13 protein-coding genes are annotated in these 25,274 nt (G+C 29.6%); 3 read left to right on the forward strand and 10 right to left on the reverse strand.

Features of this window, described 5'->3' with window-relative positions; all coding sequences use genetic code 11:
- Positions 1-55: 55 nt before the first annotated feature.
- The 6 genes from P161_RS0104475 to P161_RS0104500 all read right to left on the reverse strand — a co-directional run bounded on the left by P161_RS0104475 (position 56) and on the right by P161_RS0104500 (position 11,062).
- Positions 56-556 (reverse strand): gliding motility lipoprotein GldH, encoded by a 501-nt coding sequence (locus P161_RS0104475; protein ID WP_026775859.1) that lies wholly within the window; start codon positions 554-556, stop codon positions 56-58.
- Positions 531-1,982, reverse strand: a complete 1,452-nt coding sequence (gene ricT / locus P161_RS0104480) for a regulatory iron-sulfur-containing complex subunit RicT (protein ID WP_026775860.1) — start codon at positions 1,980-1,982, stop codon at positions 531-533. The genes P161_RS0104475 and ricT overlap by 26 nt, the downstream gene beginning before the upstream one ends.
- Positions 1,983-2,419: 437 nt before the next feature.
- Positions 2,420-3,958 carry an IS1182 family transposase gene (locus P161_RS0104485; RefSeq protein WP_026775472.1) on the reverse strand — a complete coding sequence of 513 codons (1,539 nt, stop codon included), beginning with the start codon at positions 3,956-3,958 and terminating at the stop codon, positions 2,420-2,422.
- 121 nt (positions 3,959-4,079) lie between these two features.
- On the reverse strand, positions 4,080-8,477 hold the full coding sequence (locus P161_RS19875) for a BspA family leucine-rich repeat surface protein (protein ID WP_051605661.1): 4,398 nt from the start codon (positions 8,475-8,477) through the stop codon (positions 4,080-4,082).
- 159 nt (positions 8,478-8,636) lie between these two features.
- Positions 8,637-9,326: a response regulator transcription factor gene (locus P161_RS18980; protein WP_051605662.1), complete on the reverse strand. Its 690-nt coding sequence runs from the start codon at positions 9,324-9,326 to the stop codon at positions 8,637-8,639.
- 17 nt (positions 9,327-9,343) lie between these two features.
- A complete protein-coding gene (locus P161_RS0104500) occupies positions 9,344-11,062 on the reverse strand; it encodes a sensor histidine kinase (protein ID WP_026775861.1) in 1,719 nt (572 codons plus the stop codon).
- Between the two features lie 578 nt (positions 11,063-11,640).
- On the opposite strand from P161_RS0104500, the gene P161_RS0104505 reads away from it, so the two are divergent.
- Positions 11,641-13,179: an IS1182 family transposase gene (locus P161_RS0104505; protein ID WP_026775472.1), complete on the forward strand. Its 1,539-nt coding sequence runs from the start codon at positions 11,641-11,643 to the stop codon at positions 13,177-13,179.
- A gap of 135 nt (positions 13,180-13,314) precedes the next feature.
- Here P161_RS0104505 and P161_RS0104510 read toward each other — a convergent pair whose 3' ends face one another.
- On the reverse strand, positions 13,315-14,484 hold the full coding sequence (locus P161_RS0104510; protein WP_026775862.1) for a hypothetical protein: 1,170 nt from the start codon (positions 14,482-14,484) through the stop codon (positions 13,315-13,317).
- 118 nt (positions 14,485-14,602) lie between these two features.
- A complete protein-coding gene (locus tag P161_RS0104515) occupies positions 14,603-17,308 on the reverse strand; it encodes a TonB-dependent receptor (protein WP_026775863.1) in 2,706 nt (901 codons plus the stop codon).
- Between the two features lie 330 nt (positions 17,309-17,638).
- On the opposite strand from P161_RS0104515, the gene P161_RS0104520 reads away from it, so the two are divergent.
- Positions 17,639-18,847: a porin gene (locus P161_RS0104520; RefSeq protein ID WP_026775864.1), complete on the forward strand. Its 1,209-nt coding sequence runs from the start codon at positions 17,639-17,641 to the stop codon at positions 18,845-18,847.
- A 78-nt stretch (positions 18,848-18,925) separates the two neighbouring features.
- Entirely contained in the window at positions 18,926-21,184 is a 2,259-nt protein-coding gene (locus P161_RS0104525) for an inorganic phosphate transporter (protein ID WP_026775865.1), read from the forward strand.
- Positions 21,185-21,253: 69 nt separating this feature from the next.
- Here P161_RS0104525 and P161_RS0104530 read toward each other — a convergent pair whose 3' ends face one another.
- Positions 21,254-23,452 (reverse strand): patatin-like phospholipase family protein, encoded by a 2,199-nt coding sequence (locus tag P161_RS0104530; RefSeq protein WP_026775866.1) that lies wholly within the window; start codon positions 23,450-23,452, stop codon positions 21,254-21,256.
- Entirely contained in the window at positions 23,442-25,247 is a 1,806-nt protein-coding gene (gene uvrC, locus P161_RS0104535) for an excinuclease ABC subunit UvrC (RefSeq protein ID WP_026775867.1), read from the reverse strand. The genes P161_RS0104530 and uvrC overlap by 11 nt, the downstream gene beginning before the upstream one ends.
- Positions 25,248-25,274 lie beyond the last annotated feature (27 nt).

The following is a 25,274-nucleotide window of genomic DNA, read 5'->3' on the forward strand; positions in this document are numbered from 1 at the left end:
ATTTTTTAATTTGATTTCCTTTATATATGTTGATAATGCATCAGTAAAAGGAAAATTACTCTACTTTTTCGATACTAAAACCAACATCTTGCACTCCTTCTAAAATTGGCATTGCTTTTACTTCGCCATTTTTACGCATTGCATGTTGTATGTTAAAAATATACTTTCCTGATTTTGGAAAAACCTTTTCTTCTTTATAAAATAACTTATTCTCTTTGATGTCTGTAAAACCTTTTCCTAGATAATTACCAGCATTATCTGCCATTTCATATTGCAGCGTATCTATAATTTTATCTCCATTAGGGAAATTTAAGGATGTAATTACATATAAATTACTGTATGCGTATTCTTTATTATTTCTAATATTGATAAACAGATTTTTTGGTGAAATAGTATCTTTTATATCAAACTCAAAAGAAACATTTTGATGCGCTTCCCAATTTCCATTTGGTATTGATTCGTATGCTGTAAAAGTGATTTTATCATTACAAGACACAAAAAACAGCACTGCAATTAAAAAAAATAAATGCTTATTTTTCTTGAGGGCTTTCTCCATTTTTAGGCTTGTTATTATTTCTGTTTTTATTATTTCTTCTGGGTTTATTTGGTTTTGAGCCTTCAGCTTTTGGCTGATTTGGTTCATTTGAATTTTTTGGTTTATTTGGTTTCCTATCAGTTTTTGGTCTCGGTTTTCTTTTTGGTTTATTATTTGCTTTTGGCTTATTTACATTACCTTCTGCTTTTGGTTTCTGATTCGGATTCCTTTTCGGTCTTCTTTTTTGTGGTTGGCTTTGTGTATTTTCTTTTGAAGAGTTAGCAGTAGCTACAGCCGTTTTTTTATTTCTTTTATTCCTATTATTTCTTCTTTTACTATTTTTGGGTGTATCAAAACGTGTTAAACTATCTTGCCCAACTGCATCTTCAAAATCTACCTTTTGGGGAATTTCTATTTCAGATTCATATTCTTCTAACGGAATAGATTTCTCGTTATTTTTATTTAATTCGATTATTTCTTGAACTTGATCTAACGTTAATTGAAACCACTTAAAACGCTCTTCTTTATACGTGTACCAAAGATGCTTTTTAAAAATATCCATCTTTACAAAAACGGCATCTCCTTTTTCTGTTTTTAAAACAACATCTTGTTTTGGAAACGCTTTTAAAGCATCTAAATAGGTATCTAATTCAAAATTTAAGCAGCATTTAAGCTTGCCACATTGTCCTGCTAACTTTAACGGATTTAAAGATAATTGTTGATAACGAGCAGCAGATGTGCTTACTTTCCTAAAATCTGTTAACCAAGTAGAACAGCACAATTCTCTTCCACAAGAACCAACTCCACCTAATCTTGCAGCTTCTTGCCTAGCACCTACTTGTTTCATTTCTACACGAATTGAAAAAGCACCTGCTAAATCTCTAATTAACTGTCTAAAATCTACTCTAGAATCTGCTGTGTAATAAAAAGTGGCTTTATTTCCATCTCCTTGATATTCCACATCAGAGAGTTTCATTTGCAAGCCTAATTTGCCTAAAATTTCTCTTCCTTTTCTCTGAGTTTCTTCTTCTTTGGCTCTGGCAGCTTGCCAAATATCGATATCTCTTTGGTTTGCTTTTCTGTAAATTTTCTTTACATCCTCATGATCTTCGGTAATTTTGCGTTTTTTCATTTGCACTTTTACCAATTCTCCTGCTAAAGAAATTGTACCAATATCATGCCCAGGAGAACCTTCTACAGCAATAATATCGCCCATTATTAAGGGTAAATTATCTACATTTTTAAAAAAATGTTTTCTTCCGTTTTTAAAACGTACTTCAAAAATATTGAATCTCTCTTGTCCACTTGGTAAACTCATATTAGAAAGCCAATCGAAAACAGCTAGTTTTTCGCTTCCACTTCCACAGGTTCCTGATCCACAGTTACCATTACTTTTACAACCTTTTGGTACGCCATTTTCTGTTGTACCACAACTTCCACATGCCATTTTAAGTATATATTTTTATCCGTTTTTAATTGATAACAATTTGTAATTATTGTAGATGCTACAAAAAAATTGCTAACTATTTTAAAAACGTATGATTTATAATTTGATTATCAAGCTGATACAAAATCACAACTTAATTTTCACTAATTCGTAAATATACGTATTCTTTAAGAATGAAAAAATAGGTAAAAGAAAGTAATCTGAAACTAGTTTTTCATTTTTTGATACTTCAAATCTAGTTTAAAAGCTTGTTTCATGATTCTTGTTTTTAGAATTTGATAGGATTGAATTAGAATTCGTAAAACATTTAAGTTTTTAGCAAAAAAAGAGGTCGTCTAAAAAGCATTTTTTAGGCGATTTTTATTTTGTTAATTTTTTCTTGCGATTTTTTAAGAATGATTTAAAAAATACTCAGATTTAAAAAAAGTATAGTTTTTCTAAATAGTTAAACTGTACTTTTTTAAGTTATGTGCCATTGCAATTAACCCTATTTCAACATTTACTTTACGGGTTCCTCTTAGCATAAATCGTTTAAAGTTCATGTTTTGTTTGATATTTCCAAAAACAGCTTCTACATCCCAACAGCGTTGTTTTCGCTTTGCAATGCCTTGTTCAGAGTTGAGTAATATTTTAGCTTTTGATTTTAATCGTATTAAATTATAATTCCTTTCTATAACTCGATTTGTTTTTGATTTATGACATAGTGTTCTTAAAGGGCAACCTTTACAGTTTTGTGCTTGGTATCTGTGTATTTCTTGGATAAATCCGTTCTTAGTATTTCTTTTATAAGTATCTATAAGTTTCATTTCTTGTCCTATAGGACAGTAATAAAGATCTTTCTCTCTATTATAATGTAATTCATTAGGATGGAAAGGATTTGTTTTTCCTCTTTTTTTATCTAATTGCTCTTTATGGAAGTAATTGTATTTTACAAAAGCGGTAATTTCTTTATCTTCTAAATCTGTATAATTTTCTTCACTTCCATAGCCTGCATCTGCTGTGAGCGTCTCTGGAGTTTGGTCATAATTTTCGATATGATTGTTAAGGTGTTCTTTTAAAGTAGTGGTGTCTGCTGTGGTTTGTGCTAAAGTGTAATTGGTAAGGTATTGATTGTTGGTAGAGGCTTGTATATTATAGGCAGGTTTGAGTTGTCCATTTTGCATATGATCATCTTTCATTCGCATAAAAGTAGCGTCATTATCAGTTTTACTATAACTATTTCTACCCTGTAAAATAGCTTCTTGTTTTTCATATTTCGCTAAATTAGCTGGCCAGTTTTTCTTGGCATAATTCAGCTTCTGCTTTACTTTTTTATCAATTACTTTGCCTTGTAAAACTTCATTTATTTTATCAATTGTAGCTTCAACTTGCTCCGCATTTATCTGCTCAAAATCTGGTGTATTGGGTATATGTTGTTCCTCTTTGTAAACCTTCTCTACATAAGACCAAAGCTCTTTCAACTGTTTTTCAATGCGAGTTTTACTGGTTTTAATAGATTTACCCCAAACAAAAGTATAGCGATTTGCATTGGCTTCTATTTTAGTACCATCTACAAAAATATCTTTTAAACTGATAACTCCTTGCTCAACAAGCAGTAAAACTACTTGATGGAATATGGGCTTGAAATGTTCTTGAAGTCTTTTACCTCTAAAATCATTAATTGTGTTATGATCAGGTTTGTTTTGTCCACTTAACCACATAAAATGGATGTTCTCTGATAAAGCTTGTTCTATTTTTCTTGAAGAATATAAATTACGTAAATAAGCATAAATTAATATTTTTAGCAACATTCTTGGGTGATAGCTTGAGGTGCCTCCACCTTTATAACTCTCTTCTAATTTACTAATATCTACATGGTCTATAATCGTATTAACAATACGAACTGGATGATTCTTTGGAACTAAATCATCATAACTGGGAGGTAAAAGACTCAACTGATCTTGAGTGTAAGTCTTAAAAACAACTTTTCTGCTCATTCTTAAAAATACGAAATTCTTTAAAAATTTGCAAAAAAAAAGACTGCCTTTTCAGACAGCCTCTTTTAAATTGAATTAAACTTTACGCTTTAATTCTTACTACTCCTTTTTCAATTATTTTTTAATTTTTAATGATTCTTTTATTAATTGCACCTTTATCTGTAGAAATTTTTATAAAATAAATTCCTGCTGATAAGTCTTCAACATTTAAAATTGTGTTTTTGGTAACCTTTAATTTTTTACCAATTGCGTTAAAAATTTCTACTTTATTTAACACTAAACCATTAGACAAATTAATTTCTACAAAAGTACTCACTGGATTAGGGTAAACTGCAATATTTACATTTAAGAAATCTTCTATAGAAAGTGCTTTACAAGATAAATTATAGGTCGCTGTTTCATCTTTTATCCATTTTGTATTTCCTATTGCATTTTCTACATTGTCAACTTCAATACAAGTTAAGTTTGGATTTCCAGAAACATCTAAATCAACTATTCTATCATTGTTTCCGTTCTTTAAAATTAATACCGTTAATCTATTATTACTAGCATCAATTTCTGTAATGTTAACAACTTCAGAAATATCAATTTCTTCAATTAAATTATTAGCAACAATTAGTTTTTTAACATTATTTTTACTTCTGTTAATTTCTCTTTTTTCGCCAGTTGCTTTCGACTGAACCAATACTGAATTTGCTTTTAATAAAGAACTAATATCGGTAATGATATTTCCAGAAATGTCTATTACTTCTGCATTTGTAAACGCCTCTAAACCTTTTACGTTAGAAATATTTTTTCCTTTTAAATCTAAAATACCTGTAAAAGCTTGAGCTTCTTCGTAAGTAACTTTTCCATCACCATCATTATCTAAACCAGAAGTAGTATTTAAGGCAGTATCTAACTCTTCGTCTTCAGTATACACAGTCCATTCAGCATTACAATCTGTATTGTAATTAGCAGTTGCGTCTTTTGCAATCCAAGTTGAGTTTGAAAAATCAACATCATCAACAGCAATACAAGCTAAATCAGGATTTTCTGTAATATCAAAAGTAGTTATCAAACTATTTGTACCATTTCTTAAAAACACTCTTTCCATTTTATTGTTATTTAAAAGTAATGTAGTAAGATTTACATTTTGATTGATATCAAAATTGATGATATTGTTAAAACTTGCATCTAAATATTCTAATTTGGTATTTTTAGTTACATCTAAACCTGTTAAACTGTTGTTTTTGAGATACAATTGCTTTAAGTTGATGTTTCTTGAAATATTTACCGAAGTAAAGTCATTATCCATTAAACCTAAATGTTCTAGATTTACAAGATTTGCAAGGTTTAGTGTTGTCAATTCATTAAAATCAACCGTTAAAACTTTTAGATTTGTAGTTTTTGATACATCAATTGTTATTAATTGATTTGCACCAACACCTAAAGTAGTTAAAGCAATGTTGTTTGTAACATTTACACTTGTAAGTTGGTTGTTATCCGCTTCAACATGTGTTAATTTTAGGTTTTTAGAAAAATCTAAAGTTTTAATTGTATTGGCTCTACAGTAGAGTTTTTCTAAATTTAAGAAATCTTCAATACCTGTTAAATCTGATATATTCTTATTTGAAACATCCAATTCAGTTATACCTAAAATATCAGCTGTTTTTACTTGACCGTTAATTATACCATCAGTATCATAACCTTGATCTATTAAAGATTGCTCAAAATTATTATTTGGAACAAGAGTTATAGCTGGATTTACCACTAAAGCATATACCAATTCTTGACTACAACCATTCGCATCTACAATAATGATATTATAAACTACAGTATTGCTATTAGTTAGAAAATCATTTAAAAACTGTTGATTGACATTGTTTTCATTTGCAGTAAATATTGGCCATGTGCTACTATCTGCAGGATCTACGCCTTCTGTTGTTGCACTTGAGAAAAAGTTTCCTATAAATGCACCTCTTGTTGTAAAAGTTACTGTGTAAGGAGCTGTACCTGAAACAATATCAAAATTGTTCATCGTAACTGCTTCTCCATTAAATGTCAATTCTGTTGGGTTTAAAGTGCCTACTTCTAAAGAACCTTCCACTAATGGACAACTATCATCAACATCTAAAACACCATCATTGTCATCATCCTCATCACAAACATCTCCTTGTCCATCTCCATCTGTATCTAACTGATCTGTATTGGCAGTCTCTATACAATTGTCAACATCATCATTGATCCCATCTCCATCTGTGTCTGGTGCATTTCCTGGATTTACCACTAAAGCATATACCAATTCTTGACTACAACCATTCGCATCTACAATAATGATATTATAAACTACAGTATTGCTATTAGTTAGAAAATCATTTAAAAACTGTTGATTGACATTGTTTTCATTTGCAGTAAATGTTGGCCATGTGCTACTATCTGCAGGATCTACGCCTTCTGTTGTTGCACTTGAGAAAAAGTTTCCTATAAATGCACCTCTTGTTGTAAAAGTTACTGTGTAAGGAGCTGTACCTGAAACAATATCAAAATTGTTCATCGTAACTGCTTCTCCATTAAATGTCAATTCTGTTGGGTTTAAAGTGCCTACTTCTAAAGAACCTTCCACTAATGGACAACTATCATCAACATCTAAAACACCATCATTGTCATCATCCTCATCACAAACATCTCCTTGTCCATCTCCATCTGTATCTAACTGATCTGTATTGGCAGTCTCTATACAATTGTCAACATCATCATTGATCCCATCTCCATCTGTGTCTGGTGCATTTCCTGGATTTACCACTAAAGCATATACCAATTCTTGACTACAACCATTCGCATCTACAATAATGATATTATAAACTACAGTATTGCTATTAGTTAGAAAATCATTTAAAAACTGTTGATTGACATTGTTTTCATTTGCAGTAAATATTGGCCATGTGCTACTATCTGCAGGATCTACGCCTTCTGTTGTTGCACTTGAGAAAAAGTTTCCTATAAATGCACCTCTTGTTGTAAAAGTTACTGTGTAAGGAGCTGTACCTGAAACAATATCAAAATTGTTCATCGTAACTGCTTCTCCATTAAATGTCAATTCTGTTGGGTTTAAAGTGCCTACTTCTAAAGAACCTTCCACTAATGGACAACTATCATCAACATCTAAAACACCATCATTGTCATCATCCTCATCACAAACATCTCCTTGTCCATCTCCATCTGTATCTAACTGATCTGTATTGGCAGTCTCTATACAATTGTCAACATCATCATTGATCCCATCTCCATCTGTGTCTACTGGTGTCGCTGAACAAGAACCCCAAACAGGCTTATTAGCTTCTTCTAAAACAGAATTTGTTGAAAAACTGTCTGGTTCAGTTGTAATATTAGTAACACACCAACCACTTAAATTTTGATTAAAAGCAGTTGCGTCACGAAATATTCCTGCCATGTCAGTAACACTAGACACATCCCAAGAACTGATATCTTGATTAAAAGTAGACGCAGAGAAAAACATAAACCTCATGTTAGTTACGCTAGAAACATCCCAAGAACTTATATCTTGATTAAAGCTAGTCGTTAATCCAAACATAACACTCATATCTGTAACGCTAGAAACATCCCAAGTGCCTATATTTTGATCAAAAGCGCTTGCTTTTTGAAACATATAACTCATGTTAGTAACATTGGATACATTCCAACCACCTATATTTTGATTAAAAGCGCTTGCTTCATTAAACATATAACTCATGTTAGTAACATTGGACACATTCCAAGAACTTATATCTTGGTTGAAAGCAGATGCATATTGAAACATTCCAAACATGTTAGTAACACCAGATACGTCCCAAGAATTTAAATTTTGATTGAAAGTAGAAGCACCAAAAAATATGTTTTGCATATTAGTAACACTAGATATATTCCAAGAACCTATATTTTGATTAAAAACAGGTGCAAATTGAAACATACCGCCCATATTGGTAACATTGGATACATTCCAAGAACCTATATCTTGGTTAAAAGCAGATGCTTCATAAAACATATTATTCATATTAGTAACATTAGAAACATCCCAAGAACCTATATCTTGGTTAAAAGCAGTTGCACGAAACATCCCATTCATAACACTTACACTAGAAACGTCCCAACCACTAATATCCCCATTAAATACAGTTGCACCTAAAAACATTCTGTACATATTAGTGACATTTGAAACGTTCCATTCATTTAGATCTTGGTTAAACGAAGTGGCATTTCGAAACATCCATTCCATAGTAGTAACATTGGAAACATCCCAAGCACTAATATCATCATTGAAATTGGTCTTATCTTCAAACAAATAAGACATATTTGTAACAGCACTCACATCCCAATTACTGATGTTACCATATGTTGTAGTTGCAACTGTTGGGTCTGCTACCCACTCATTTACTGCTGTTTGAATATTGGCTTGTGTTATTGTTGTTTGCGCTTTTAGTGTATGAACCGCAAGAAATAAGGTAAAAAAAACGAATAAAAAAGTAGTTTTAATCTTCATTTGTAAATTTTTTATAGTAAGTTTTAAAAATAACAAGGGTATTTAAGGTCTTTAAAAAAATGTTATGAAACCCTACTTTTTTGTTCTGAAGTAAAATGTTTAAATTAAAAAAACTCCTAAAGAAGTTTTTTTGAAGTAAGTATTATAAAATTATAGAACCTACATAAACTCTTTTAGGTTTTCGCTATAATTTTTTGACAATTTAAGTTTCTTATCAGCAATAATTACTTTTGAGGATTCTATTTTATTTATAAAAGCTGGGTTAATAGCAGTACCCCTACTAATTTGAATTAGTGATTTTTCTGGTAATAATTTTAAAAAAGAGGTTAAGGAACATCTAATTATAGTTTCGTATGTTTTAAACCTCAATTTTATATAGACGTGTTCCGCTTCTACATATAACAATTCTGACAAATGAATATTATAAGAACTATTACCAATATTTACGAGTATTTGTTTAGTTTCTTTCGTTTTTTCACTATTAAAAATAATATCTAAAGTAGTTAACAAAGTGGCTTCATTGATAGGTTTATTAATATAACCTGATGGTGATAAATTTTTAATTTTCTCTAGTGTAGTTTTGTCATTGTAAGAGGTTATAAATAAAAAAGGAATACGATAATTAATGTTTAAATATTCAGCCAAATCCAAGCCTGTTTTATTACCAGACAACGTAATATCTATTAAAACTAAATCTACAGCAGCTGTTTTTAAAATAGCCTCTGCACTACTATAATTTATAGCTATTCCTGCACACTCGAAACCATGTTTAATAAGTGCCATTTTTATTTGAGAAGCTATTAAAATTTCATCTTCTACGATTAAAATATGCTTTTTATTTTCTGACATAATTTTTATTGAAAATTCTATTTCTTTTTTAGTTTAATGATGTAAGATGACCCTTTTCTATCTAAACTACCTTCTAACTGTGTTACCATACTTTTAATGATAAATAGCCCCAAACTTGTTGTATTTTCTTTTACTTTAAAAGATTCTCCAGAGTCTGAAAATAAAATAGTAATCCATTCATTCTTTGAGCTAATTTGAACATCAATCTTTAATATTCCATTAATTTTTGCGTGCTCTAAGCTGTTACTTATTAGCTCATTCATTAAAATACCTATAGGCAATGCAGTATCGATACCTACATCAATCTTATCAACTTTTTGATGGTAACTAATTTTTTTGGGTGATAATTGAATTAAGGAATTAGATATTTTATTTAAATACTCTTTTAAGTTATAAAACTTACCCTCAATATTATCCTCAGAATAAATAAACTGCTCATGTGCAATAGCTATAGTAGAAATTCTGTTTTCTAAATTATGAAACTTTTCTAAATAAAATGTATCATTTATTTCTTGGACTTGAAATTTTATAAGACTTATAATTAAAGAAAGGTTATTTTTTACTCTATGGTTTAATTCTTTTAATAAAACTTTCTTCTCTTCTAAATTCTTTGTAAGCGTGTTATTTTTCGTAAAAATATCTTTATTCTTTCGTGTTATTTTTCTATTTTGAATGAAAATAATCGTCAGTAACATTAAAATACCAAATAAAATAGAAATTAGAAATAAATTATTATTTTTTGTTTCTTCAAGCTTTTCATTTGCCTCGAAAATTGCACTGTTTTTAGTTTCAATTTGGTTATTAAAGTTTATCTCAGCTACTCTTAAATTTTGTTTTTCCATGTTCATCTCTATCTCCACTTCATGAAATTTTTTAAAGTAAAACAACGCAGAATCATTTTGATTCAAGTTTTCAAAAAAACTAGATTTTTGCCTAAAAACAACCGTTTTTAAATATAAGTCATTAACATCGGAAACTAATGCTAGTGAAGAGTCTAAATATTTTTTAGCTACTTCAATATTTTTATTTTGCTGATAAGAGTTCACTAAACCATTATACATCAAAATCATAGAACGTTGATCATTTAAAAGCTTAAGGTCTTGTATAGAAGCTTTCATAAACTCCATTCTTTTTTCAAATTGATTACGAGGTACTAAAAAGCCTTGTAGCATTTTACCAATTGAACTTACATCATAATATTTGTTTTTATCACCAAATGTTGCTGCTTTAACCGCGTAAAATTTTGCCAGACTATCGCTTTTTTCTACAGGTTTAAAAATTCGATAATAGGAAGATTTTCTATACAGGTATTTACCATAATGCCTATCTTTTTTCCTTAATTTATAAATAGAATCTAGTATATCAAGTTCATTAAGTGTTTCTTTAGGCAAGTTAGAAACCTCAAAAACAAGTGCTCTTACTACACGTAATCTTACCTCTGCTCTTTGACTAAAACTAGTATTAGAAAAAAATACTTCATCAGAAATTTCTAACGCTTTTGGAAAAGCTGCTATTTGACAAAAAGCTTCTCCTTTTAATGATTTCAGCTCACTTATTTCATGTTCAGATAGTTTAGAGTTTAATAACAAGCTATCTACTTGTTTAATAATAGTAGAACTGTTAAATATTAAAATATCCTTATCTAATTTTTGATATAAATTCTCAAAATTTTGTGAGCATACCAAAAAACTAAAACCGAAAAGTATAGCAGTAAATAGTCTTTTTTTTACACACATCTTTCTTATCTAAAAAGGATTTTTAAATTATTTTTTTTGCTAGAATAGACAAAAAAAAAATAAAATAAAGAAATTTGTTGTGAAAACTTGATATTTGTTCTCAAAAGTTTATTTTCAAAGAACTAAATTACTTTTAAGATTTTAAAATAGCACTTATATCCTTTTTAAAAATTTGATGGCTAATTATTTCTCTTAATTCTTTTTATTCATCAAAAGACATTTGAAATATTTCTTGACAATCTGTAGAACAGGTATTTTTTCATTTTTTTATGAATATGTATTACATTTAAAAAAGAAGAAATAAACTACGTTTGCACAATGGATATGTTATTAAAAAAAATTACACATTAATACTAGTTGGAAAACCTAATGATCTGAAATTTTTTCTGCTTTTAAATAGTTGAAAACAAAGTTTTTACCTGTAATAATTTATTATAAGATTGAAAAATTAATTATAAAACAACCTTTTATCAGCTTTTTAAAAATAAACAAATCCTTCTTTATAAAAAACAAAAGAGGCTGTCTGAAAAGGCAGTCTTTTTTTTTGCAAATTTTTAAAGAATTTCGTATTTTTAAGAATGAGCAGAAAAGTTGTTTTTAAGACTTACACTCAAGATCAGTTGAGTCTTTTACCTCCCAGTTATGATGATTTAGTTCCAAAGAATCATCCAGTTCGTATTGTTAATACGATTATAGACCATGTAGATATTAGTAAATTAGAAGAGAGTTATAAAGGTGGAGGCACCTCAAGCTATCACCCAAGAATGTTGCTAAAAATATTAATTTATGCTTATTTACGTAATTTATATTCTTCAAGAAAAATAGAACAAGCTTTATCAGAGAACATCCATTTTATGTGGTTAAGTGGACAAAACAAACCTGATCATAACACAATTAATGATTTTAGAGGTAAAAGACTTCAAGAACATTTCAAGCCCATATTCCATCAAGTAGTTTTACTGCTTGTTGAGCAAGGAGTTATCAGTTTAAAAGATATTTTTGTAGATGGTACTAAAATAGAAGCCAATGCAAATCGCTATACTTTTGTTTGGGGTAAATCTATTAAAACCAGTAAAACTCGCATTGAAAAACAGTTGAAAGAGCTTTGGTCTTATGTAGAGAAGGTTTACAAAGAGGAACAACATATACCCAATACACCAGATTTTGAGCAGATAAATGCGGAGCAAGTTGAAGCTACAATTGATAAAATAAATGAAGTTTTACAAGGCAAAGTAATTGATAAAAAAGTAAAGCAGAAGCTGAATTATGCCAAGAAAAACTGGCCAGCTAATTTAGCGAAATATGAAAAACAAGAAGCTATTTTACAGGGTAGAAATAGTTATAGTAAAACTGATAATGACGCTACTTTTATGCGAATGAAAGATGATCATATGCAAAATGGACAACTCAAACCTGCCTATAATATACAAGCCTCTACCAACAATCAATACCTTACCAATTACACTTTAGCACAAACCACAGCAGACACCACTACTTTAAAAGAACACCTTAACAATCATATCGAAAATTATGACCAAACTCCAGAGACGCTCACAGCAGATGCAGGCTATGGAAGTGAAGAAAATTATACAGATTTAGAAGATAAAGAAATTACCGCTTTTGTAAAATACAATTACTTCCATAAAGAGCAATTAGATAAAAAAAGAGGAAAAACAAATCCTTTCCATCCTAATGAATTACATTATAATAGAGAGAAAGATCTTTATTACTGTCCTATAGGACAAGAAATGAAACTTATAGATACTTATAAAAGAAATACTAAGAACGGATTTATCCAAGAAATACACAGATACCAAGCACAAAACTGTAAAGGTTGCCCTTTAAGAACACTATGTCATAAATCAAAAACAAATCGAGTTATAGAAAGGAATTATAATTTAATACGATTAAAATCAAAAGCTAAAATATTACTCAACTCTGAACAAGGCATTGCAAAGCGAAAACAACGCTGTTGGGATGTAGAAGCTGTTTTTGGAAATATCAAACAAAACATGAACTTTAAACGATTTATGCTAAGAGGAACACGTAAAGTAAATGTTGAAATAGGGCTAATTGCAATGGCACATAACTTAAAAAAGTACAGTTTAACTATTTAGAAAAACTATACTTTTTTTAAATCTGAGTATTTTTTAAATCATTCTTAAAAAATCGCAAGAAAAAATTAACAAAATAAAAAATCGCCTAAAAAATGCTTTTTAGACGACCTCTTCATATATAAATAATTTATTTGACTAAAAATTATATCCTGTCCAAGAAAATACAGTTTTATCTGCACCTCCAGTGGTTCCTGCTGTTAAGCTAATAGTTGCACCACCAACAGTTGTGTTTTTCACATCAGTAATATCTAAACCGTTTGCTGTATTTGCAGTTGCAGTAATTGAAGTTCCTTCTGTAGAGTCTGATTTACTGTCTTGTAAATCGATAACATCACCAAATTTTGCTCCAGAACCTAATGCTAAATATGCGTTTGTAATGGTAGCTGTTGCATCTCTTCTAATTTTAATTCCATCAGACATTTCTACACCATCAGCATTGTTTATAATTGTTACACCATTTACTGTAAAGTTAGATTCGTTGATGTCTGAAGGCGAATTACCATCTAAATTCCCATCAGCTTCAATTCCTCTTGGGTCAGAAGTTACTGCTGTATAACCATTTTCTCTAATCCCATATAAATTTGTACACGTTCCTGTGTAACCCTGAGAAAAATCGAACATATCATCTTTAGCATTTACCACTAAAATATTTGATGCGTTTACAGTACCTCCAAAAAACTCAATTCCATCATCATCTCCATTTAAAATAGCAATGTTACTTATTGTTGTTCCTGTGCCAACTCCGTTTAAAGTTAAACCATTATGTTCTGCTTCATCATCAATTCTTGCTCCAGTAAACTCCATAATTACATAGTTTAAAATTCCTGAATTATCAGCAGTATCAGCACCACCAAATAAAATTGAATTTTTAACTTCTGTAGCTGCATTGCTTTCTGAACCAGCTTGTCTACTTAAAGGTGCTTTTCCGTTTAAAATAATACCTCCCCAATCTCCAGCTTTAGGAACTACTGCACTCGATGTAAATTTAATTGGATTTGCTGCAGTACCATCTGCAATAATTTTACCTCCTCTTTCTACCAAAATATAAACATCAGTTCCACCAGCTAAAGCATTAATAGTTGTACCAGCTTCTATAGTTAAAGTTGCACCTTCTTTTACTAAAAGTGCTCCTGTTAAATTGTGTGCAATTCCTGAATTTAGTGTCAAATCTGATGTTAAATTTCCTGCTAAATTTTGTGCAGTTACTTCACCACCAATTACAGTTGTATTATCATCATCACTTAAAGAACAACTTGTAAATACGAACGCAGCAATTGTTACGATTGATAAAATTGATTTTTTCATTTTTTCTTTTAATTTGTTTAAATTATTTTTAGTTTAATTTTGTTTTACAAAGTTGGGCAAACAAAGTGGATCGTGTTTTAACTAAATTTTAAAGAATTGTTACTAAAATTAATGAAATTTAGAAACTATAAGAAAACCCTAAACTTAAATTAACACCTCTTTTATAATTTCTTAACACTACATCTTCTCCCCCATTAAAACCAGCTCTTGTTAATTGAAAATCAGGATTTAATAAATTAGTTGCTTTTAGTTTTATACTATAATGATTGCTAAAATCGTAAGAAGAAACCAAATCTAGTGTTGGTATTCCTTTTTCTAACACGTTCTCAAAACCTCTTGTACCAATAGAATATACTCTTTCACTGAAATAGTTAAAAACCACAGAAGATATAAAAGTATTATCGTTATATTTTTTGTTGATAGAAATATCTGCATTTAATAAAAATGGAGTTGCGCCTTCCAAACTACTTGTTGTATTTGTAAATTGTGCAATAGAAGTTTGATCTAAATCTACATTCGATATTAAAATTGATGAGTTTAAACCACCCAAAATTTTCATGTCTTTATCTTCAATTTCATAGATGCTTTTTCTAGCTTCAATCTCTAAACCGTACACACTTGCATTCCCAACATTTAAGTAGGTTAAGGTATTTCCACCAGAAGGAATTTCTGTTCTTGCAATAGAGTTTTGTATATTTTTATAAAAACCTGTAAGCGTAATTAATTCTGATGATGATAAATAATATTCATATTTAGCATCAAAATTATAATTGTCTGATGGTTTTAAATCTGGATTACCTTGAGATGAAAAACTTATATCTTGATATTTAAAAGGTGCAGTTTCCTTAAATTGAGGAAATGTATAAGATTGACTTCCTGCAATTCTAAAAATGCTATTCTCGTTAAAATTATATTTGATATTAAAACTTGGCAAAACATACGTTCTATCTAAAGTAGAAGCGCCATCTACAGCAGATTGTGCAATGTTTGTGTTATAGGTAACTCTTTGCTGAATTTTTTCTAATCTTGCACCTACAGAAGCTATAATATTATCATTAAATTGATATACTAAATTACTAAAAGCTCCAAAAATTTGTCTTTTACCTCTATACGTAAAAGGTACAAAAGCTGCAGGATTACTTGCATTACCTCTACCTGTTTCTAATTCAAAAATATTGGTATCAATTGAGTTTTGATTAAAAATTGCATCAGGGTTTTCTATAACTATAGGAACTCTGCTCGAAAAATCGTGATTAAAAATAGTTGCAGAAAATAAACGTTCTGTATATCTATAATCACCACCAAATTCTAACACACTAATATCATCTTCGTTTTCTTTTAATTTGTATTCAAACTTCCCTTTTGCTGCATAATCATTTTCTTCTAACTTAGAGAAATAACGTTCGTTTTCTCCAGCAGAACTTGTTTGCGGACTGTAAAAATCGTCTCTTAAAAGGTATTTATTAGTTCGTCTGTCAGGTTCGTTTCCTCTAATAAAATTTAAAGAACCTTTAGCTTCAAAATTTAATCTTTCAGTAAATTCATAATTTGCAATCAATTGATTTACGTACAACTCATTATTATTGGTTTGTTGTCTTCTTTGAAACTCCAAATCTCCATCTTGTTCAGGATTATTAAATCCTAAATAATCTCCAATAGATTGTTTGTTATTATGAATAAACAAATGGTTGTAAGCTATAGAATGCCCTTCATCAAACTTATACTCTAAATTCGCCATTAAAATTTGCGAAACATTATACTCGTATTTGGTAAAATCTTGATCTTGAAAAATTTCTCCAGAACTTGTAGTTTGTTTGATATTACCATCTAAATAATTGAAACTACCATCAAAACCACCAACAATAAAGAAACTAAAAGTATCATCTTTAATGTTGTATTTTTTTCCACCAGCAAAAGAAAAACTATTGTTCAATTGAAAGTTTTGACTTTCTGGTTTCCAAGAATTACTGAATGTATATTGTGTTAAATCATTTACAGGAATCCCTAAACTTTGCGTTCCGAATTTGTTAGTACCATCAATGGTTAAAAAATCTTTAGAAACTGTTTGTGTGTTTGCACCTAAAGAAGCACTTATATCTAAAACACTACTTTTTACCAATTCTTTTGATACAATATCGATATTTGCTCCACCAACATCTCCATATAAATCGGATGTAAAAACTTTATTAATTCCTATATTTTTGATAATACTTGTATCAAAAAAATCTAAGGATATATTTTTGTATTCTGGGTCTTCAGAAGGTAAAGGCAAACCGTTTAAAGTAGTTGAATTATACCTGTCTCCTAAGCCTCTAACAATTACATTTTTTGAACCTTTAGAAACTCCAGCCGTTTTTGTAACAGCACCTTCTGCATCAGAGACTCCCTTAATAGAAAGTTCTTGAGCACCAATAGATGTTTTTATAGAAACAGCTTTCTTTTGCTCTAAAATTAATGCTGATGCTTTTTCTTTACTAGTAGTTGCAGTAATTATAATATCATCTAAAGCAACACCTTCTTCTGCAGACATTAATTGGTTTATGGTAACAGTTTGCCCAGCACTTATGGTAAAAGGTTTTTCTACAGCCTTGTATCCTAAAAAACTAAACACAACAATGTGGCTTCCTGCAGGAACTTTTAAAGAGTAATTACCATCAAAATCTGACGTAGTTCCGATTTTTGTACCTTTAATAATAATGTTTGCAAAAGGCAATGGTTCATTATTGGTTTCTTTATCCGTTAACAACCCTTTTAATGTTCCTTTATCTTGCGCTACTAAAAACTGACTTAAAACTAATAAAGTAATAAATAAAATTTTCTTCATTTTAAAACGTAATTTTTACTTTGCAAATGTATTTCCACCTCTGTAAAGTGAACGTTAGTTCTAAATTATGCTTGAGTTACAGAAACATTAACTAAAGGTTAAATCGGAAAATATTGTTAACCTTTTTTTAATTTTAAGCAAACATTAAATTCAACTTATAATCGCATTTTTGGAACATCTTTAAAGATAAACGTCATCATAACTTTTAGTTTTTGTCGACTTATTTATGTGACTATACTGCCTTTGGCCAAGGCAGTTTTTTTAATTAATATTAACTTAACATTAACATGCTATTTTTTTTAGTTCTTTGCAGCGACAAAAACTAAAAAAATGATTTCGAAAATACTGCGTAAGGCATTAATTATAATGTTCTTATGCGCACTTTCTAACACAAATGCCCAAGAGTATAAAGCAGGTAAATTTGGTAAAGGATTATTTTATTTAGAAGGAGAAGATAAATCTTGGACCATGAAAATTGGCCTTCGTTTTCAAACGCTACTTATAAATGATTGGGATGCAACCAATGGAATCTCCAACTCAGAATCTTCTATGCTTATTAGGCGATCTCGTTTAAAGTTTGATGGGTATGCATTCTCTCCAAAATTAGTTTATAAACTAGAATTAGGTTTATCTAATAGAGATCAATCTGGTGCTTCACAATACACAAGCGGCTCTCCAAGATATATTATGGATGCTGTTGTTAAATGGAACTTTTCTGGCGATTTTGTTTTATGGTTTGGGCAAACCAAATTGCCTGGAAATAGAGAACGTGTTATTTCTTCAGGAGATTTACAAATGGTAGATCGTTCTTTACTAAACAGTCGTTTTAATATTGATAGAGATATTGGTATTCAACTAAGACACAAAACAAAACTTTCCAGTAAATTTTTAATGAAAGAAATTTTTTCGATTTCTCAAGGAGAAGGAAGAAATGTTACTATTGGAAACGAAGGTGGTTATCAATTTACAGGAAGAGTTGAACTTTTTCCATTTGGTAATTTTTCTTCAAAAGGAGATTATAAAGGAAGTGATTTACAATTTGAAAAGAATCCTAAACTTTCATTTGCTTTTGGGTACGACTTAAATATGGATGCTGTTAGAACAAGAAGTAACCAAGGTTCTTATATGAATACTGACAAAGGTCTTTACTCAACAGATATTTCTACAGTTTTTATTGATGCCATGTATAAATACAAAGGTTTTTCTTTGATGGCAGAATACGCAAATAGAAATGCAGATGATGCTTTTGCAAAAAATTCTGATGGAAGTTTAACTGGTGATATTGTACAAGTAGGAAATGGCTTAAATTTGCAATCTGGTTATTTGCTTTCTAAAACGTTGGAAGTTTCTGCACGTTATACAAATATATCTTTGGATAAAGATATTACTGGAAAAGGAGCAGAAAATCAATATACTTTGGGTGTATCAAAATATATAGTTGGGCATAAATTAAAAGTTCAAACAGATGTAAGCTATACAGACATTGGTTTTAATGAAAATAATTTAATGTATAGATTACAATTAGACATACATTTTTAACGCAATTAATATAACGTAAACATAACATTGACAATTTATGGTCTTTGTAAATTTGCAAAACTAAATTTAAAATAAAAAATGGGAGATCCATATATCTTAATGCTAATAGCATTAACTGTTTTAGCAATTATTGACCTAGTTGTAGGTGTAAGTAATGATGCTGTAAACTTCTTAAATTCTGCAATTGGCTCTAAAGCAATACCAGTAAAAAAAATATTAATTATTGCTAGTATTGGTGTTTTTGTAGGTTCTGTTACATCTAGTGGAATGATGGAAGTTGCTCGTAAAGGAATCTTTGTACCTGGTGAATTCTACTTTAATGAAATCATGTATATTTTTATGGCTGTAATGATTACAGACATATTATTATTAGATGTTTTCAATTCTTTAGGAATGCCAACTTCTACAACAGTCTCTATTGTTTTTGAACTTTTAGGAGCTGCTGTTGCTATGGCTTTAATTAAAATTTACACGACAGATAATGGAGAAACCTTTGTAAATTTAGGAAAGTATATCAATACAGAAACAGCTACTTTTATTATTTTTGGTATACTACTCTCTGTAATTGTGGCCTTTTCGATTGGTGCAATTGTTCAATTTATTTCTAGATTAATTTATTCGTTTCATATTGAAAACAGACCTAGTTATATTAATGCGCTTTTTGGAGGTTTTGCTATAACAGCAATTACTTATTTTATTGTGATAAAAGGCTTAAAAGGAACACCTTTTAAAGATAATATAGATGGTTATATTAATGGAAATATTTGGTTAATTCTAATTGGTGGCTTTGTTATTTGGTCTATAATTTCGCAATTATTAATCTCTGTTTTCAAAGTAAATATTTTAAAATTAATTATTGGTATTGGTACTTTTTCTCTGGCATTAGCCTTTGCAGGAAATGATTTGGTAAACTTTATTGGTGTACCAATTGCTGCTTGGGATTCTTATACTGCTTGGCAAAACTCTGGGCAAGCTGCAACAGAATTTTCTATGGCAGTTTTAGATAAAAAAGTATCTGCTAACTTTATTTATTTATTAATTGCTGGTGCAGTTATGGTGGTTACAATTTGGACTTCTAAAAAAGCCAAAACTGTTATTGAAACCGGTATTAATTTATCTAGACAAGGAGAAGGACATGAAAGATTTCAACCAAACACATTATCTAGATTGGTGGTAAGAGCTGCAATGGGTATTAATGTAGGAATAAGTGCTATAGTTCCTAAAAAAACATTAGCCTTTGTAGATTCTAAATTTCAAAAACCTGTTATAGAATTGTCTAAAGACAAAACTTATGAAATGCCTGCTTTCGATTTAATTAGAGCATCTATCAACTTAATTGTTGCAGGAATTTTAATTTCTGTAGGTACATCTTTAAAATTACCTTTATCTACAACATACGTAACTTTTATGGTAGCAATGGGTACTTCTTTAGCAGATAGGGCTTGGGGAAGAGAAAGTGCTGTGTATAGAGTTGCTGGTGTTTTAAATGTAATTGGTGGTTGGTTTATGACTGCTTTAGTGGCTTTTGTTGCTGCAGCTATTGTAGCATACCTTATAAATTTAGGAGGTATTGTAATGGTTGGAATTCTTTTATTACTTGTTTTTGGTTTAATTGCAAGGAACTCAGTTAATCTTACCAAAAAAACAAAAGAAGTTAAAAAACAAGAATATATAGAAAGAGCTGAATTAATTACCATTAATGGTGTTATTGAAGAAAGTGCAGATCATATTTCTGGAGTTATTAATCGTGTAAATAAATTATATACTCATGTTGTAAATGATTTAGCGAATCACGATTTAAATAAATTACGTAAAACAGATAAACACGTTGGTAAACTAAATGACGAAATTGATGGTTTAAAAGATGGTGTTTTTTATTTTATTAAATCTTTAGATGAAACTTCTGTTCAAGGAAGTAGATTTTATATAATGGTTTTAGGATACTTACAAGATGTTGCTCAGTCTATTAGTTATATTTCTAGAGCAAGTTATAAACATGTAAACAACAACCATAAAAACCTAAAAAAAGGACAGATAAAAGATTTAAAAAGTATTGATATTGAATTATCAGAACTATTAACAAAGGAAGCTGAAATATTTGAAAACAGAGATTTAGATGATTTAAATGATCTTCTTATCCAAAAAAACGAGCTTCTTAAAAATGTTTCTGAATCTATAGAAAAACAAGTTGCAAGAATTAGAACTGATGAAACTAGTCCTAAAAACACAACACTATACTTTAGTATTTTACTGGAAACAAAAGACTTAATTTCTGCACTAATAAACTTATTGCAGACGTATGAAGAGTTTCATTTAACTACAAAACAATCAAAATAAGAAAAAGAGTATTTTCTTATAATTTTAAATATTAAAAGCCAGTAAATTCATTTTTACTGGCTTTTTTATTTAAAACCAAAAGCCTAAATTAAATAACCAGAAACCGTCTTTTGTATCTGGAGACCATGTGTATTTTATCTCTAAAGGACCTAATAAACTATTGTAGCTATAACCAACTGCATAACCAGATTTTATATTATCAAAAAACTCTAAATTTTTAAAAACATTGTCTTCTAAACGTGCATAATTTGCAATAAAACTTGCATAATGCTTATCGTAAAAACGATATCTTAGATTAAATTCTGATTTTATAAAAGAATTATCAGAAAGTTCAGCAAAATTATAGCCATATAAAGAAACAAAAGTGTTGATAAAGTTTTGATTATAACTCCCTAAATAAAAGTCAAAAACATTAGATGTAGGATTGTTTAAAGTAAAACCTGCTTCGTTGGTGTTTTGAAACGTTAATCTCTCAAAAAAAGTAGTTGCAAAACCCAAAGTACCTTTTGCTTGTGCAAACCTTTTAAAGTCGTTGTTAAAATTTGAAGAATTTAAATACCATTTCATATTTAAATCTGCAAAATATCCTGTAGTTGCAAAATATCTTTTATCATAAGTATCTAACTTTAAATAGCCAAAAACGCTATAATAATTACTATTGTCTATGATTGTTTCATTGCCATTATTGTTAAAAGTTTCGGTTTTTGCTTTTAAATATTTATGTTCTAAACCTAGCCCTAGTGCGAATTTTCTACTAAACGTAGTTTGAAAAAACAATTGATTTGTAATATCTGTATAATTTAAATTAATAGTGCTTACAATAGGAATGTTTGTATTTGCTAAATTAAACTTTGCATTGTCTCTAAAATGATTATACCTAGATCTAAAGCCATAACTCACATAAAAACCATTATCTACAAAATAGTTTAAATTATACCTTATATTATCTCCTAGAACAACATCTAAAGAGAGTAAATCATTGTTGGCTATTACATTCTTTCGGCTGTATTTTGCCAAAACTCCTGATTTATATAAAAGATCATAATGCGCTCCTAGTTTTAATGTAGCGTTTTCTTTAGATTCTTTTAATAAAAAATCTACTATATAACTACCATCTGCTTTTTCTATAAAGTTATACTCTATTCTATCATAATTTCTAGTTGCAGAAAGTAACCCTATTTTTTTTGTAATATCTTTTCTAGATAAACTATCCCCTTCTTTTATATTCAATTTTCCTAGTACATAAGCCCTAGTATAATTCTCTGAACCATAAATTTCTATATTAGAAATTAATAATTTTTCATCAATATAATCAATAACCTTTCTTTTCCTTTTTACAGTTTGTTTCTTTGCAATTTCTTTAAAAACCTCTTTAAACTTTAAAGCTTCAATAGTACCTTTTTCTAAAATATCAACCTTTTTATCAAAATCTACTACTGAATATTGAAATATATCTGGATGTATATACACATCTAACTTTTTTATTTCTTCATCTGATTTGCTATACATTTGATAGCTCATAATCTGATTTAAAAGCGCCACAGCAGAATTAATTTTGTCTTTTTCAAATAACTCTCCTTCAACATCTACTCCAATTACAATATCTATCCCTTTATCCTTCATTACGCTTACAGGAAAATTGTTTGCAATACCTCCATCCACTAAGAGTTTACCATCAATTTCAACAGGATTTAATAGCGATGGAAAAGATCCACTAGCTCTTAATGCTAATGGCAAAGAACCTGTCTCCAAAATTACAGGCGCTCCATTTTCTACATCTGTTGCAATACAAAAAAAAGGAACGGGTAATTTTGAAAAATCTAAATCGCCATCTGCTGCATCAAGTAATTGCAATAATAAATTTAGTACATTTTGCCCTCTAGAAATTGCTCTTGGCAAACCTATTGTACCTCCATCTGCAGGTAGTGTAATTACTGTATTTTCACCAAATTCTTTTTCAAAAAAAGTTTCTGAACTTCTTGGTAATTTATCTCTAATAAGCATTTGAAAATCGGTGTCGAGTATAATTTTTTCTATCTGTAAAGCAGAGTAACCTGCTGCATACATACCACCAATGATAGCGCCCATACTTGTGCCACCAATATAATCTAAATGAATACCAGCTTTGTCTATTTCTTTTAAAACAGCTATATGTGCAAAGCCTTTTGCACCACCTCCACTTAAAACCAAACCAACTTTGGGTTGCTTTTGTTGTGCAAACAAAAACAAAGGAATTACATAAATTAGAAGAAATAGTTTATTTTTCATTTTCTTTTTTTGGGTGATAAAACTGATGAATTTTCATAGCTCTTGCGTTGCCAACTTCTGCTTTAATTTCATCGAAAGAAGCTTCTTTAACACGTTTTGCCGATTTAAATTTACGCAATAAAGTTGTAATAGTCTGTTTCCCAACGTTTGGAATTTCTTCCAACTCACTTTGTATGGCACTTTTGCTACGTTTATTTCTGTGAAACGTAATTCCAAATCTGTGTGCTTCGTTTCTTAAAAACTGGGTAATTTTTAAAGTTTCAGATTTTTTATTTAAATACAAAGGAATAGGATCATCTGGATAATAAATTTCTTCCAAACGTTTAGCAATACCAATAATGGCAATTTTACCTCGCAAACCTAAATCTTCTAAAGCTTTTACACCAGATGATAATTGTCCTTTTCCACCATCCACAATAATTAATTGTGGCAAAGATTCGCCTTCTGCCAACAAACGCTTATATCTTCTAAACACTACTTCTTCCATCGATGCAAAATCATCTGGCCCAACAACAGTTTTAATATTATAATGCCTGTATTCTTTTTTACTTGGTTTCCCATCTCTAAAAACCACACAAGCAGCAACAGGATTTGTGCCTTGAATATTCGAGTTATCGAAACATTCTATGTGTCTTGGTTCTTCTTTTAAACGCAAATCTTTTTTCATTTGCGCCATAATTCTTTTTACATGTCTGTCTGGATCCACAATTTTCATTTGCTTAAATTGCTCCATTCTAGAGTATTTTGCATTTCTTTCAGACAATTCTACAATGCGTCTTTTATCACCCAAAACAGGAACTGTAACTTTTACATTTTCACCGATATTTACTTTAAAAGGAACGTAAATTTCTGGTGATTGCGAATTAAAACGTTGGCGAATTTCAACAATAAAAAGCTCTAAAAGTTCTTTATCAGATTCATCTAACTTTTTCTTAATTTCTGTGGTGTGAGATTGTATAATAGAACCGTTAGAAATTTTCAGAAAATTTGCATAACCATGCGTATCCTCAGAAATAATAGAAAAAACATCTACATTATTTATAGACGGATTTACAATGGTACTTTTTGCTTGATAATTTCCTAATCTGTCTAATTTTTCTTTAATTTTTTGGGCTTCTTCAAACTCCATATTTTCAGCAAACGTCATCATCATTTGTTTAAATTTATCAAGACTTTCTTTAAAATTACCTTTAATGATATTTCTAATTTCTTTGATAGATTCGTTATAATGAGCCTCAGTTTCTAAACCCTCGCAAGCGCCTTTACAATTTTTTAAATGATATTCTAAACACACTTTATATTTACCCTCATTCACATTTTGATGACTTAAATCGTAATTACAAGTTCTTAAAGAATAGAGTTCCTTAATTAAATCTAACAACACACGAACTGTTCTTACAGAAGTATAAGGTCCAAAATATTCTGAGCCATCTTTGATTACTCTTCTCGTTAAAAAAACTCTCGGAAAACGTTCTTTTTTAATGCAAAGCCAAGGATAACTTTTATCGTCTTTCAACAATACATTATATTTTGGCTTGTATTTTTTTATGAGATTATTTTCTAATAAAAGTGCATCAGTTTCTGTATTTACAACAATATGTTTTATGCGTACAATATTCTTAACCAATACTCTAGTTTTACCATTATCGTGTGTTTTGGTAAAATAAGACGTTACTCTTTTCTTTAAATTTTTAGCCTTACCTACATAGATTATTTTATCATCTTTATCAAAATATTGATAAACTCCTGGTTCTTTAGGTAAGGTTTGTAATTGAAGTTCTAAGGATGCAGACATACTCAAAAATAGGGAATTTAAAGTGAT

This window comes from Polaribacter sp. Hel_I_88, from assembly GCF_000687935.1.
In the GTDB taxonomy this organism is placed as follows: domain Bacteria; phylum Bacteroidota; class Bacteroidia; order Flavobacteriales; family Flavobacteriaceae; genus Polaribacter.

Excerpts from the sequence above, each read along its gene's own strand:
- P161_RS0104475 (WP_026775859.1), bottom strand. The coding sequence starts at position 556 with ATGGAGAAAGCCCTCAAGAAAAATAAGCATTTATTTTTTTTAATTGCA.
- ricT (WP_026775860.1), bottom strand. The coding sequence starts at position 1,982 with ATGGCATGTGGAAGTTGTGGTACAACAGAAAATGGCGTACCAAAAGGT.
- P161_RS0104485 (WP_026775472.1), bottom strand. The coding sequence starts at position 3,958 with ATGAGCAGAAAAGTTGTTTTTAAGACTTACACTCAAGATCAGTTGAGT.
- P161_RS19875 (WP_051605661.1), bottom strand. The coding sequence starts at position 8,477 with ATGAAGATTAAAACTACTTTTTTATTCGTTTTTTTTACCTTATTTCTT.
- P161_RS18980 (WP_051605662.1), bottom strand. The coding sequence starts at position 9,326 with ATGTCAGAAAATAAAAAGCATATTTTAATCGTAGAAGATGAAATTTTA.
- P161_RS0104500 (WP_026775861.1), bottom strand. The coding sequence starts at position 11,062 with ATGTGTGTAAAAAAAAGACTATTTACTGCTATACTTTTCGGTTTTAGT.
- P161_RS0104505 (WP_026775472.1), top strand. The coding sequence starts at position 11,641 with ATGAGCAGAAAAGTTGTTTTTAAGACTTACACTCAAGATCAGTTGAGT.
- P161_RS0104510 (WP_026775862.1), bottom strand. The coding sequence starts at position 14,484 with ATGAAAAAATCAATTTTATCAATCGTAACAATTGCTGCGTTCGTATTT.
- P161_RS0104515 (WP_026775863.1), bottom strand. The coding sequence starts at position 17,308 with ATGAAGAAAATTTTATTTATTACTTTATTAGTTTTAAGTCAGTTTTTA.
- P161_RS0104520 (WP_026775864.1), top strand. The coding sequence starts at position 17,639 with ATGATTTCGAAAATACTGCGTAAGGCATTAATTATAATGTTCTTATGC.
- P161_RS0104525 (WP_026775865.1), top strand. The coding sequence starts at position 18,926 with ATGGGAGATCCATATATCTTAATGCTAATAGCATTAACTGTTTTAGCA.
- P161_RS0104530 (WP_026775866.1), bottom strand. The coding sequence starts at position 23,452 with ATGAAAAATAAACTATTTCTTCTAATTTATGTAATTCCTTTGTTTTTG.
- uvrC (WP_026775867.1), bottom strand. The coding sequence starts at position 25,247 with ATGTCTGCATCCTTAGAACTTCAATTACAAACCTTACCTAAAGAACCA.